Source organism: Desulfosarcina variabilis str. Montpellier, from assembly GCF_048565275.1.
Taxonomy (GTDB): domain Bacteria; phylum Desulfobacterota; class Desulfobacteria; order Desulfobacterales; family Desulfosarcinaceae; genus Desulfosarcina; species Desulfosarcina variabilis.
Window position 1 is genome coordinate 2546500 of record NZ_CP159846.1, and the last position, 13681, is coordinate 2560180.

Genomic DNA, 13681 nt, shown 5'->3' on the forward strand with positions numbered 1-13681 from the left:
CAGATATCTTCAAACATAAGCGTTTGTTTGGAAACACGGCCGGGTGGTTAAAGGTTTTTAAATGAGCGCGAAGCGATTGTATTCATGCTCATTGTTCCCCTTTCCAAAAAAATCGGCTGGAAAAATCCGCCGCTGGTAACCCTGGCCCTGATTATCATCAATTGCCTGGTTTTTTTCCTGTTTCAGACCGACGACGACAAGTCCCGGATGGAGGCCGAAACCTTTTATATGGAATCGGGCCTGGCCCGGATCGAGGTGCCGCGCTACGCCCATTACCTGGCCGGGAAACAGACTCTCGAGCAAACGGCCGATCCCATTGACCTTGCCGACGACGATGCCGTGTTTCACTACCACCTGAAAATGGAGGCTGATGCAAATTTTATCCGGGCCTTGATGGCGGATCGGATCATTACCCCGGATGATCCGGTTTACGATAACTGGCGCCAACTGCGCTTGGATTACGATGCCCAAAAGGACCGCAGTGTTGCCTTTGCCCATGGCCTGCGGCCGGCCTTTCCACAGGTAACCAACTTCTTCACCTATATGTTTTTACATGGTGGTATCGGCCACTTGGTGGGCAACATGGTGTTTTTGTGGATTCTGGGTTGCATGCTGGAGATCGGTGCCGGCAGGGTGCTATTTTCGGGTATCTACCTGATCAGTGGGCTGCTTGCTGCCGGTCTGTTTTACCTGGTTTACCCGTCGAGCACCATCCCCCTGGTGGGTGCTTCCGGCGCCATTGCCGGTCTCATGGGGGCTTACACGGTGCTCTATGGCCGCAAGCGGGTAAGTGTTTTTTACTCGTTGGGGGTTTACTTCAACACCGCCCGGATACCAGCCATCGCCCTGCTGCCGGTCTGGCTGGGCAATGAGGCGTACCAGTTGTTTTTAAGTGGTGCCAGCCACGTGGCCTACGTGGCCCACATCGGCGGTCTGGCCGGCGGAGCGCTGCTTGCCGGCGTCGGTCAACGGCTGGTGGGAAGTGTGGACCGGGACAGCTTTGAAGCGGCTCCCGAAGACAAAATCAGCCCCCTCATGGATCAGGCTGTGGAGCACATGGGAAACCTGGAGATGGACCCGGCCCGGAAGCTGTTTGAAGAGGTGCTGGTGCTTTCGCCGAACCATCCCGACGCCCTGCATCACCTGTTCAACATCCACAAACTCAATCCTGATTCAACACCCTTTCACAAGACCGCCCGGCAGCTTTTAGAGCAGCGGTTGAGACATCCTGGTACCCATTCCCAGGCGCTTGCGCTGTATCGGACCTATATCGGACTGACGCAGCGTCCTACGCTTTCCATTGCGCTGTACCTGCAGATTGCCGGCATCATGGCCGCCAGCGGGGATACCGGCGATGCCGAAAAGATCGTTCTATCCATTTTCAAGAAAAAACCCCACACGCCGGGGCTGCCTTCCAGCCTGATCAAACTGGCCAGGGCTTTTCGTGAAAGCGGGCAACTGGACCGCTGGAAGCGCTACCGCCAGCTGGTGTGCAAGCAATTCCCCGATTCGGCGGAGGCAGCGATCGTCCTGCGTTCAGAGACCACCCGTTGAAACAGGATTTATGATTTAACCCGCTGAAAAACGCTGCTGATCTTCCGGGCCAGGGGGAACGATGCCATGCGCGTGGCCAGGTAATGGACGGCTTCGATTTCAAAGAACCGGCCCCATAGTCCGGTCAGCAACACGAATACCGCCGAGACGCTGCCGATAATGACCAGGTCGGTCCAAAGGGTCGGGGTGTCGATATACAGGCGCAGCGCCCGGTGGGCCGGATAGATGAGCACTCCCATGGCGAGTCCGGCGACGGCCGCCTTGGCATACGCGCGGTAGACTGTGGCGGCGCCTTGGTTGTCACTGCGCCGGTTCCAGACCGCGAACAGCAGGATCGTCTGGATCAGGGCCGACGTGGAAATGGCCAGACCGACCCCGGCCACCCCCAGAAGTTTCAGCCCTGCCCAGTACACCGGCAGGCTTGCCAACACGGCCAGGGTGCCGAACACGGCCGGTAGCAGGGTGTTCTGGGTCGCATAGAAACCGCGATTGACCACTGTCTGGGAGACGAAGGCGATGGCACCGACCATCAGGCAGGCCAGTGTCAAGGCTGTCATTTGCGTATCCACCGCGCCAAACTGGCCCCGCTGGAACAGCACGCGCACGATTTCATGGCGCAACACGACAACCAGGACGGATACCGGAACCACCACCGACAGGTAACGCAGGACTTTGTTGATGGTTTCGTTCAGATCCCCAATGCGTCCCTGAACGGCCAGTTGCGCCATGAACGGATATGAGGCTACCCCTACGGCCTGCCCGAAAAAGCCTACCAGGATCAGCATCACGCGCATGGCGTAATCGATCCAGGCAATGGCCCCGGCCGGCAGGAAACTGCCGAAAAATTTTGAGAACAACTCCGTCGAAAACACCATCGTGAGCCCGATCATCAAAGGCAGGGTCAAAAAGACATAGCGCCTTAGATCCGGATGGTAAAAATCAAAAATGGGGCGAAACCGCATGCCGATTCTAAGCGCCCCGATCAACTGAACGGCAAAACTGCCGATGGCGGCGCCGGCCAAGGCCCCCCAGCAGAAACCAGCGACGCCCAGCCGGCCGGACAACAGCACCCCGCCGGCGATGATTCCTATATTGTAAACCAGGGGCGCCAGGGCCGGAAACAGAAACCGCTTTTGGGCATACTGCACGGCCATGAGCATGCCGCCGGCGAAAAAGAAAAATTGGGCCGGCAGGGTGATGCGGGTCATGTTTACGGCCAGGGCGATGAAATGCGGATCCTTTCTTCCGGCTGCCAGAAGGGGCACGATGGCAGGGGCCAGCACCATACCCGCCAGGACGAGAATCAGAAGCAACCCGCCGAATATGGTCATGATCGTGGAAAACGTCCGCCATCCCTCGCTTTCCCGTCCATCGGCAAGGTGACGGGAGAAAATGGGGATGAAGGTAACCGATAGAAACCCGCTGGCCAGGATATGATTGAGAATTTCGGGCAGGACGAACGCCACACGGTAGGCATCGACCTCAACGCCGGCGCCGACCAGGTCGGCAAGCGCCATTTCCCGGACGACGCCGGTGATGCGGCTTAAGAAAATACTGGCCATCATGATGATGGTGGCCATGCCGATCTTGTCAAGCACGGCCGCTTGTTGGTGATCGTTCATACTGAAGATTCGATGCGTTTAAAGGTTTTTCACGGGTTGCATTGCCCGGGCCATGAACGGATGCCGAAAAAAGGTCAGGCCGCCCGATGCCGGACGGCCTTTCTCTCTTGCCAGATTTGGACGTCATCATCAAGAAAAACAATCAGCCCAGATCTGTCAGGTAGCGCTCCACAAAAGGGGTGATGTCGTGGTCAGGGAATTTTTTGATCAGCCCTTTGAGAATGGTTTTGGCCTTTTCGGGCTTCATCAGGCGTTCGTTGAAGATCTGGGCGGCCCGGAAATAGGATTTGGGGACCAAGGGATCCTGGGGGTAGGTTTGGGTCAGCCGGTTGAAGGCACCGATGGCGGCCTGGTCGTTTCCGGATTCGTTCAGCCAGCTGCCCACCTTGAACAGGGTCGCGGCACCGGGGGCAAAATCCGGTTGTGCTGCCAGGCATTCGCGATAAACGTCCACCGCTGCATCTTTACTTCCGGATTGCACCAAATGCGCCAGGTGGTTGCTTCCATGGGCGACCATTTTATCGGTCGCCCCGGTGATTTTAAGCAGGGTGTAATAACGCTCCGATAGCACTGGATCCGTTATGGCGGACTGAGCGGTTTCGTTTTCAATAAGGGCACTGGCCCCCTTGTGATCGCCGTCCTTGATCAGCTGATTGACCCGTCTGAGCAGCCGACCCTCGGGTGTGTCGGTATCCTGTGCGGCCTGAAGGCTATCCGTTTCTTCATCCTTGAAATCATCGAAATCGACCCGGTAGCCGATGTCCTCATGATATTGGAGAATTACGTATCCCATGAGATGATAGGAGATAAACGTGTAGTAGATTTTGATTAAGGTGAAAAGGAATAGCTGTAAAATGGGAGGCAGGTGCTGGATCAGATGCTGACCCAACAGGGCCGGCGCAGCACCTAAAAGTGAACAGAAAAAATACATCAACAGGTATCCCCAGCCGATGCGGTAGGCCAGGGTGACGAACATCATCGGATTGATCGCCTGGATCAATGATTCGGTGGTGACCAAAAGGATGATCATGGCCGGTAAAAAGAGCGTTGCCGCCACTAAAAAAAGCGAGCTGACGAGCAGTCCCAAATGGGAAAGGACAAAAGCCCCCGCAAAAAAAAAGGCGACGTAGATGCCCACCTGCTTGGCCACCGGGCTGAAATTTTCAAAAAGGGTTTTGGCGTTCAGTTCAGGGGCAATCAAGTTGCCGCTGGCCGTGTACTGTAAGATGGCGTATGCGTACTTGAACGTGACGCCCCAGATCAGGATCTGAGTCACCAAACCGATGATACCGGGCCTGACGGCAAGCGCCGTAATGATCGACAGGACCACCATGAGAACCAGGGGACGTGTGCCAAGCGGATAGAGAAAAAAACGATACATACGCTTCCAGAATGGATCAATGATGTTACCCACACCCAGCCACTGAACCTGACGGTTGCAGTGCGGGCAGAAATGCAGCTTTTCACCCTGGTGATATCCCTGCATGTCTCTGACCTCGACGCATTGCGGGCAAAGCAGTCGGTTGCACGTGTCACAATACCAGTGGGCCGGCTGGGTCGGGTGGTAGTGGCAAAACCGTTTCATCTGTTTTTATTCCTTATTTTTCCAGGGCCCTTCACCTCCTGGGCCATGTTGCGGCGTTGACAGAGCTATCGCCGGGTTTTGACTTTTCTAAAGGTTTTAAGTAGCATTGCTCGCATATCCACCTACCGCTTGAAACGAAAGGCGCTTGATGCAAAATGCATTTTTGAGATGAAACAGATAAAACAGATAAATTCGATGCGAATTCTGCGGCCGTTCCTATGGGGCGTTTTAATCGTCTTTGTCTGTCCCTTGGATGGGATGAGCCTCGAACCCACGGAAATTATGATTATCGCCAACCGGCAGTCGCCCGAGGGCGTCAGGCTGGCACATTATTATGCTCAACAACGCGGCATTCCACAAACCCATCTGTTGCTGGTAAATCTGTCGACCGAAGAGACGTGTGGGCGGGACGAATACAACCAGCGGATTGCGGTTCCGGTGAGGGATTGTTTGATGGCCGTCAAGCCGCCCAGGCGCATCCGCTGCATCGTTTTGGTTTATGGTATCCCGCTGAGAGTCAGATCCGCCAAAAGGGATGACGCCAAAACGCTCGGGGATTTAAAGGCCAGGCAACAGTTGCTGCAAAAACGCATCGAGAATCAAGGTGAAAAAGATACCCCCGACTATTTAACGATTGCCGAGGAACTCGAATCCATCCGCAGTCAGTTGAAAGTGGCCAGAGATACGGTGGCGTCGGTGGACTCGGAACTCGCTCTGGTCAAGTGGGCCGATGCACCGGTTGGGGGGTGGATTAAAAACCCGTTTTACATTGGTTTTCGAGAGAGTCCCGAGACGGTTGCCCGTGAGGATGTGTTAATGGTCAGCCGCTTGGACGGACCGACCCCGGCCAGTGTTCGGAGAATGATTGACGATACCATCGCCACGGAAAAACAAGGCCTGGTCGGCAGCGCCTATTTTGATGCCCGTTGGCCGATCGACTCATCCGCCATGCAATCCGGCTACAAACTATACGATCGTTCCATCCATGAGGCGGCCAAGCAGATTCAAAAACACAGAAACCTACCCGTGCATCTCGACCAGTCGCCGGCCTTGTTTCAACCCGGCCAGTGTCCGGACGCAGCTCTTTATTGCGGATGGTACAGCCTGGCCAACTATGTGGATGCGTTTAAATGGCAAAAGGGAGCGATCGGCTATCATATTGCAAGCAGCGAATGTACGACATTGAAAAAGAAAAACAGCCAGGTCTGGTGTAAACGCATGATCGAAGAAGGGGTGTGTGCCACCGTTGGTCCGGTTGCCGAACCTTATGTACAGGCATTTCCAATGCCTGAAGTGTTCTTCGGATTTCTCAGTGAAGGCATTCTGTCCCTTGCCGAATGTTATATGGTCAGCCTTCCGTTTCTTTCCTGGAAGATGGTGTTGATCGGTGATCCGCTCTATCATCCGTTTTTAGCACTGTCGTCCAACTAAGGGTGCAGGCAAGTGAAAATTATCCATCTGCTTTTCAACCCCAACGCTCCTTTCCCAGGCTGGAAAAAGAGCGTTGAGTTTGGAAATATTCAGTGGAATTGGATTTTCCACGACTATGATCGGTAAGGAAAATAATACTAAGGTCAGCTACGCGTTGTCAGACGATCAATACGCTGCCTATGCTTGGAAGCTTATTTTATTACTCGATGATTTCGAGGACGGTACGTTTTTTCACTTTTGAGGATACAGCGCTTAGGATGGTCCGCATGGCTTGGGCGGTGCGGCCCTGCTTGCCAATCACCTTGCCAAGATCTTCTTTCGCCACGGTGAGTTCTAACACGGTCGTCTGATTTCCCTCAACTTCCGCTACGGTGACATCCTCAGGTCGATCAACCAATGACCTAGCGATATAGGTAACAAGTTCTTTCATGGTACAATTCCTTTCAGTGGCTCCATCCGTTGTGTATGTTAACATTTCGCATCGTTACAATAGGGTATGGATACTTGCTTACGAGGCAAAGTGGCATATTATATCAATTGTAAGGTGTTTTTTGATGTAAAGGGGAACATATAATGAGTCGATTATATTAAAGTTCTGACAAATCACAATACTAAAATAATTCGTAAATACTACTTGGTAAAAACAAGTGGTGTGTGACAGGCACATCTGCTGGTGGTTTTTTCAAGCAGCCGAAGGGATACAAAAGGGATCATTCAAATAATTTATCTTTCACAATGGGTAGACGATATTCCTATAAGGGTTTGCGCTTGTGTGCAATATCCTGGAGTGATAATTCATATCCAATGATGATAATGGCAAAACCAAACAGCTATTATCATATCTGGGGAAAAAGTGAATCAAAAAATATATCCTACACCTGATTCATGCTTACACTGCGCCGTTAAGGGACATCGCCCGTCATTGACTGTTTTTTTCCGGTATTACCTGTTGCTCACCGGTATTATTCTGGGACTGGTTGCGTGCAGCCCTTTTACGCCCCGAGAGATTTCCGGTGCGGCCGGATCACTGCCTGAAACGTTTGCGCTGTACAACGGGTCCCCGGACATGTCGACGCCGTGGTGGGAATCGGTTGGATCTGCTGAACTCAACCGGTTGATCGGTGATGCATTGGCTGAGAATTTTACCTTGAAAGAGGCGTGGGCCAGGTTGCAGCAGTCCCGGGCCCTGGCGGTTCAGGCCGGAGCGGATCGCTTTCCGTATCTGGAAGGGTTTGCCGCCACGGATCTGTCTCAGCGCCGCATCCCATCTGCCGGTGTGGACGGTAGTGAAACCTATGCGCTGGGTCTTTTTACCAGCTACGAAATTGATCTGTGGGGGCGGATTCGCAGCCAGCGCGAAGCAGCCCTTGAGACCATGGCCGCCACGGGTGCCGACTTTCAGACCGCCAGAATGACCATCGCCGCCGAGGTGGCCGACCGCTGGGTGCAGCTGCTTTCCAGGCGGTTGCAGATACAACTGCTGGAAAGACAGCTGGAAAACAACCTGATCTTTCTGGACTTGATCGAACTGCGGTTTCGCAAGGCAATGGTATCGGCGCTGGATGTTTACCAGCAGAAACAGGTGGTGGAAAATGTCCGCGCCAGGATACCGCTGGTCGAGGCCCAGCGGCAATTGTTGCATCATGAACTGGCCGTTTTGTTGGGACGACCGCCCAGGAGCCAGCTAAAGCTGTCGCAAACCGCGTTGCCGGTGATAGGCCTGTTGCCGGCCGTCGGGTTGCCGGCCGATTTGCTGGCCAATCGTCCGGATGTGCGGGCGGCCGGCATGCGTCTTACGGCCTCCCAATGGCAGGTGGCGGCCGCTCGGGCCAACCGCCTGCCGTCCCTTCAGTTGACCGCCGGAGCCCAATATGGGGCCAGTGCAATGGATGCGCTTTTTGATACCTGGCTGCTGAATCTAGCAGCCGACCTGACTGCGCCGCTGTTTGACGGTGGGCGCCGGACGGCGGAAGTGGACCGCACGCGGGCCCAGGTGGATGAGAACCTGTGGATATACCGTCAGGCGGTGTTGACCGCCATCAAGGAGGTTGAGGATGCCCTGGAGAGCGAAACCCGCCAACGGGAGCATATCGAAGGCCTTGACGCCGTGATGATGGCGGCCCGCAAAGGACTGGAGGAGGCCATCCAGCGCTACCGAAGGGGACTCAGCGATTATCTGCCGGTGCTCACGCAATTGATCGCCGTGCAGGATCTGGAGCGGGATTTGATCGAACAACAGGAAACGTTGATTCGTTATCGCATTGCGCTTTACCGGTCGCTTGGCGGAGCATGGATAGAAGACGGCATCAGATCAACAGAGCCTGATCAAAGCAAAAAACGGGGCTGACATGAATACGACCCATCAACCACAGCATCCATCCCAAGAATCGGTATCCCATCCGCCGCACCGCCCGCACAAGCTGCGCACGCTGATCGTTTGCCTGATTATCATCGGTTTGGGCATTGCCGGTGCAACCTACGTCAAACGGACGGCTCCCCAGGCAAGAAAACGGCCGCCGGAGCGAATCACGCCCCTGGTCGAGACAACGCGTCTGGTTACCACCACCCACCAGGTTGTGCTGACCGCCATGGGATCGGTTGTCCCGGCCCGGGAAATGATTTTAAAAACACGCGTGTCCGGACAGATCCAATCCGTTCATCCTGAGTTTATCGAAGGCGGACTGCTTACTGCCGGTGAGAAAATTTTGAAAATTGACCCCACGGATTACGAGCTGGCCATGGCCCGGGCAAAAAGCGATGTGGCCAATGCCGAGTACCAACTCAAAGTGGAGATGGGGTATCAGGATGTGGCTCGCCGTGAATGGGCCTTGCTGGGGCCAAAACAGGCGGCCGACACCCAGGAAGCGGAACTGGCGTTGCGCAAACCGCACCTGGCCAAAGCCCAATCAGATCTGGCCGCGGCACAGGCAGACCTGGAGCAGGCCCGCCTGGATCTTGGGCGAACGCAGATCACCGCGCCCTTTAACGCCATTGTGCGCAGAAAAAATGTGGTGGTGGGCTCACAGGTGACCGTCCAGGATGAGTTGGCCGAACTGGTGGGCACCGATGAATACTGGATCCAGGTGTCGCTTCCCGTGGAACGGCTGTCCTGGATCCGGATTCCGAGAACCAATCATGAAAAAGGGGCCGAGGCCACGATTTTTTATCGCGGCAACCAGCGGCAGGGCAGGGTGGCCAGACTGCTCAGTGACCTGGAAACCGAAGGTCGCATGGCGCGCGTGCTGGTCACGGTAAAAGACCCCTTGCGACTGGCCGCCGGTGACCGGGAAAGCGGCCCGCCCCTGTTGATCGGTGAGTATGTACGTGTAGACATTCAGGGACAGCAGCTCAAGGATGTGTATCGTATCCCTCGAGGTGCGCTGCGTGATGGCGGCAACATCTGGACCCTGACCGATGCGAAGACCTTAAAGATCGTACCGGTCAAGACCGTCTGGCGCGATGCCGATGCGGTGCTGGTCAGAAACGGTTTCGCATCCGATCAGCGTATCATTGTATCCGACCTGCCTGTGGCCGTGGACGGAATGGCGGTAAGGCAAGCCGGTGCGATGCCACCCAAAGAAAGATCCACGCCCAATGAACGAAGCGGACAAACAAACAGATAATCCCATGAAAAGACCCATGCTGCGGGTGGATCGTCGCAACCGTGGCCCGATTGCCTGGATGGCGGGGCATACGGTGGCGGCCAACCTGCTGATGGTTGTTCTTTTGGTGGGGGGCTTGATTTTCGCGGGACAGATCAAAAAGGAGGTGTTTCCCGATTTCGAACTGGACATTGTCGAGGTTTCCGTGCCTTACCCGGGCGCCAGTCCCGAGGAGGTGGAACGGGGCACGATTCTGGCCATTGAGGAAGCGGTCCAGGGACTCGACGGGGTCAAACAGGTGACGGCCGAGGCCAAAGAAGGCATGGGGCTAGTGACCATCGAGATCATGGAAGGCAAGAACATTCAGCGGGTCGCTCAGGATGTCCAGAGTGAGGTGGACCGGATTAGCTCCTTTCCGGATGAGGCCGAGGATCCCGAGGTGATCATTGCCCAGCGGCGGCGTTATGTGGTGTCGCTGGCGCTTTTTGGTGATGTGGGCGAATCCATTTTAAGGGAAACTGCCGAACGGGTGCGCGACCGCCTGCTGCAGGACCCGGGGATCACCCAGGTGGACCTGAACGGGATTCGCGATTATGAGATCAGTATCAGCGTATCCCAGTCCACCCTCAGGGCCTATGGGTTGAGCCTGGAAGGCATCGCCCAGACCATCCGGCGGGCCGCCGTGGAACTGCCCGGCGGGTCCATTAAGACCGAAAGTGGTGATGTGCTGGTGCGCATGACCGAACGGCGGGATTTTGGTCCCGAGTTCGGCCGTATCCCCATCATCACCACCAATGATGGCACTCAGGTGCTCCTGTCGGATATCGCCGACGTCAATGACGGGTTTGAAGAAACGGACAATTTTGCCAGCTACAACGGGCATCCGGCCATTCTCGTCGATGTTTACCGGGTCGGCGACCAGACGCCCTTGGATGTTTCCCAGACCGTCAGCGCGCGCCTTGAGGAGATTCGCCCCGATCTGCCGCCGGGCATCGACCTGATTTCCCACAATGACCGATCCGACATTTACCGTCAGCGCATGGATCTGATGCTGCGCAACGGGTATCTCGGGCTTTCATTGGTGTTTGTTCTGCTGGCCATTTTTCTTGAACCACGCCTTGCGTTTTGGGTCAGCCTGGGGATTCCCATCTCCATCCTCGGATCGCTTTATTTCCTGCCTGCGGCCGGGGTCAGCATCAACGTCATTTCCATGTTTGCTTTTATTGTTACCCTGGGGATTGTGGTCGATGATGCCATTGTGGCCGGAGAGAACATGTACCACCATCATCAGGCCGGCAAACCCTGGTTGCATGCCGCGGTGTCCGGCACACGCGAAATCTCCATGCCGGTGATCTTCAGCGTGCTGACCAACATTGTCGCCTTTTCCCCGTTGTTGTTTGTTTCCGGTTTCATGGGCAAGGTGTTCCGGCAGATACCGATTGTGGTCGTTGCCGTATTCACCGTTAGCCTGATCGAGAGCCTGTTGATCCTGCCCGCCCATATCGGCCACCGCCGATCCCGTCCGGACACCGGTCTGTTGGGATGGATCCTGCGCCAGCAGCGGCGCTTCAGTGATTGGTTTTCCCGTTTCATCCACACCCGCTACGGGCCGCTGCTGGGTTATGCCTTAAATCGCCGCTATATTGTGCTTAGTGTGGGTGTCGTTGTCCTGATGCTGACAGTCAGCTACGTGAAAAGCGGTCGCATGGGATTTGAACTGTTCCCCAAAATCGAGTCTGATTATGCCCAGGCAACAGCGGTTTTGCCCTATGGCTCATCGGTGCGAAAGACCCAGGCCGTCCAGCAGACCCTGGTGGCGGCGGCCCAGCGGTTGATTGCCGAGCATGGGGGCGATACCCCATTGGCCCAGGGGATTTTTGCCGAAATCGAGGGCAATAAAACAGAGGTCCGCGTATACCTGGTTCCTCCGGATGTGCGTCCGCTGTCCACGGCCCAGCTGACCGCCCTATGGCGGGAGCAGGTGGGGCCGCTGCCCGGATTGGAGTCCCTCAAGTTTGAGTCGGATGCGGGCGGGCCCGGTCGCGGCGCAGCCTTATCCGTGGAACTGAGTCACCGCAATGTTCAGATCCTGGCCCAGGCAGGTGCCGACGTGGCGGCGGCCTTGGAATTTTACCCCAATGTGTCGGACATTGACGACGGCTATTCGCCGGGAAAAAGGCAACTGGATTTTAAGATTCGTCCCGAAGCGCGCAGCCTGGGCTTAAGAGCCGAAGACGTGGCCCGGCAACTTCGGCATGCCTATTACGGCGCCGAGGCGCTGCGTCAACAACGGGGGCGCAACGAAGTGAAAGTCATGGTGCGCTTGCCCAAAGATGAACGGGTGTCTGAGCATCATCTGGAGACCATGATTTTGCGCACGCCGGCAGGCAAGGAAATTCCGCTTTTGGAAGCGGTTGACATTCAACGGGGACGCGCCTATACGTCCATTGACCGGCGCAGTGGCCGGCGGGTGATTACGGTCAGTGCCGATGTGCGTCCGCGCAGCCAGGCCGACCGGGTGCTGGCTTCCCTGACCCAGGAGATTCTGCCCACGCTCAAGGATACCTACCCGGGGCTGACCTACAGCTTCGAAGGTCGCCAGGCCGACCGGCGGGAAAGCATGCACAGTCTGATGATGGGGCTGATGTTCGCGGTGCTTGTGATTTATGCCATGCTGGCGATTCCGTTCAACAGTTTCGTCCAGCCCTTTATCATCATGCTCTCGATTCCGTTTGGTATTGTCGGGGCGGTCATCGGCCATATGATCATGGGCTATAGCCTCAGTGTGATGAGCATGTTTGGGGTGGTGGCCCTGTCCGGTGTGGTGATCAACGACTCACTGGTGCTGATCGATTTTGCCAACCGGCGGCGGCGGGTCGGGGAAACCAGCGTGGATGCCATTCATCATGCGGGCATTCATCGTTTTCGGCCCATTTTGCTGACCACCCTGACCACGTTTGGCGGGCTAGCGCCGATGATTTTTGAAACGTCCCGCCAGGCGCGGTTTCTCATTCCCATGGCCCTTTCATTGGGATTCGGAATTCTTTTCGCCACGGTAATTACCTTGATCCTGGTGCCTTGTTTTTTTCTGGTCGTTGAGGATTTGAAAAAGGTGATCGGGCGGGCTGACCATCAAGTCATATATAAATCGGGAGCTTCATAGTGGACTGTCAGCGATGCGGTACCTGTTGCGAAAAAGGAGGACCTGCACTTCACCAGGCGGATCAACCGTTGGTGGAGGCGGGACACATACCGGGCCATTGTCTGTTTACCATCCGGTGCGGCGAACTGGCACGGGACAACATCCAGGATGCCCTGGTGCCAATGACCGACGAGGTGATCAAAATCAAAGGCCAAAAGGGACGCTGGACTTGCTGGTTTTACGATTACGAAAATCGGGCCTGCGGCATTTATGCCCATCGTCCCCTGGAGTGCCGGGTACTGAATTGTCGGGATACCCGCAAAATCGAAGCCGTGTACGCCACCGAGCGCTTGACCCGCAAGGATCTGTTGGCGCAGATGCAAGGGGTGTGGGAACTGGTCGTGGAGCATGAATCGCGCTGCAGTTACGACCACTTGCGCCATCTGGTGGAAAAGGGAGCCGTGGGAAAGCAGTTGAAAATGGAGGCTGCCATCCTTGAAATAATGCGTTATGATGCCCACCTGAGGCAACTGACGACAGAAAAAGGGGGCTTGGATGCCGGGATGCTTGATTTTATTTTCGGCCGCCCGCTTGACCAAACGATCGGCATGTTTGACCTGCGCCTGGTCAAGGAAAACGGCCGCTACCGGTTGGTGCCGACGGCTAAGTTTTCTGGGCTGGGCGATCAGCCATAAAACTTACAGCTTAAAGCTAAGAGCTTACAGCCAACAGCTAACCGCTACGA

At 55.7% G+C, this 13681-nt stretch carries 9 protein-coding genes; 6 read left to right on the forward strand and 3 right to left on the reverse strand.

The window, feature by feature from the left end:
* The first annotated feature begins 84 nt into the window (after positions 1-84).
* A complete protein-coding gene (locus Dvar_RS11515; RefSeq protein ID WP_419661844.1) occupies positions 85-1554 on the forward strand; it encodes a rhomboid family intramembrane serine protease in 1470 nt (489 codons plus the stop codon).
* An 8-nt stretch (positions 1555-1562) separates the two neighbouring features.
* Here Dvar_RS11515 and murJ read toward each other — a convergent pair whose 3' ends face one another.
* Together murJ and Dvar_RS11525 are read right to left on the reverse strand one after the other, a co-directional pair.
* The gene (gene murJ, locus Dvar_RS11520; RefSeq protein ID WP_419661845.1) at positions 1563-3176 is read right to left on the reverse strand and encodes a murein biosynthesis integral membrane protein MurJ; all 1614 of its coding nucleotides are present in this window, start codon (positions 3174-3176) and stop codon (positions 1563-1565) included.
* Between the two features lie 142 nt (positions 3177-3318).
* Positions 3319-4761: a tetratricopeptide repeat protein gene (locus tag Dvar_RS11525; protein WP_419661846.1), complete on the reverse strand. Its 1443-nt coding sequence runs from the start codon at positions 4759-4761 to the stop codon at positions 3319-3321.
* A gap of 258 nt (positions 4762-5019) precedes the next feature.
* Here Dvar_RS11525 and Dvar_RS11530 point away from each other — a divergent pair, with 258 nt between their 5' ends.
* Positions 5020-6192 (forward strand): TIGR03790 family protein, encoded by a 1173-nt coding sequence (locus Dvar_RS11530; protein WP_419661847.1) that lies wholly within the window; start codon positions 5020-5022, stop codon positions 6190-6192.
* A gap of 199 nt (positions 6193-6391) precedes the next feature.
* Here the strand turns inward: Dvar_RS11530 and Dvar_RS11535 are convergent, their stop codons facing one another.
* Entirely contained in the window at positions 6392-6622 is a 231-nt protein-coding gene (locus Dvar_RS11535) for a KH domain-containing protein (protein WP_419661848.1), read from the reverse strand.
* A 492-nt stretch (positions 6623-7114) separates the two neighbouring features.
* On the opposite strand from Dvar_RS11535, the gene Dvar_RS11540 reads away from it, so the two are divergent.
* The 4 genes from Dvar_RS11540 to Dvar_RS11555 are packed head-to-tail and all read left to right on the forward strand — an operon-like array spanning position 7115 to position 13631.
* Complete coding sequence (locus Dvar_RS11540; protein ID WP_419661849.1) at positions 7115-8539, forward strand: efflux transporter outer membrane subunit; 1425 nt, start codon at positions 7115-7117, stop codon at positions 8537-8539.
* A 1-nt stretch (position 8540) separates the two neighbouring features.
* Positions 8541-9815, forward strand: a complete 1275-nt coding sequence (locus tag Dvar_RS11545; protein WP_419661850.1) for an efflux RND transporter periplasmic adaptor subunit — start codon at positions 8541-8543, stop codon at positions 9813-9815.
* Entirely contained in the window at positions 9787-12957 is a 3171-nt protein-coding gene (locus Dvar_RS11550; protein ID WP_419661851.1) for an efflux RND transporter permease subunit, read from the forward strand. The genes Dvar_RS11545 and Dvar_RS11550 overlap by 29 nt, the downstream gene beginning before the upstream one ends.
* Positions 12957-13631, forward strand: a complete 675-nt coding sequence (locus Dvar_RS11555) for a YkgJ family cysteine cluster protein (RefSeq protein ID WP_419661852.1) — start codon at positions 12957-12959, stop codon at positions 13629-13631. Before Dvar_RS11550 ends, Dvar_RS11555 begins: the two co-directional genes overlap by 1 nt.
* Positions 13632-13681: the final 50 nt, after the last annotated feature.

Excerpts from the sequence above, each read along its gene's own strand:
- murJ (WP_419661845.1), bottom strand. The coding sequence starts at position 3,176 with ATGAACGATCACCAACAAGCGGCCGTGCTTGACAAGATCGGCATGGCC.
- Dvar_RS11530 (WP_419661847.1), top strand. The coding sequence starts at position 5,020 with ATGAGCCTCGAACCCACGGAAATTATGATTATCGCCAACCGGCAGTCG.
- Dvar_RS11545 (WP_419661850.1), top strand. The coding sequence starts at position 8,541 with ATGAATACGACCCATCAACCACAGCATCCATCCCAAGAATCGGTATCC.
- Dvar_RS11515 (WP_419661844.1), top strand. The coding sequence starts at position 85 with ATGCTCATTGTTCCCCTTTCCAAAAAAATCGGCTGGAAAAATCCGCCG.
- Dvar_RS11550 (WP_419661851.1), top strand. The coding sequence starts at position 9,787 with ATGAACGAAGCGGACAAACAAACAGATAATCCCATGAAAAGACCCATG.
- Dvar_RS11525 (WP_419661846.1), bottom strand. The coding sequence starts at position 4,761 with ATGAAACGGTTTTGCCACTACCACCCGACCCAGCCGGCCCACTGGTAT.
- Dvar_RS11535 (WP_419661848.1), bottom strand. The coding sequence starts at position 6,622 with ATGAAAGAACTTGTTACCTATATCGCTAGGTCATTGGTTGATCGACCT.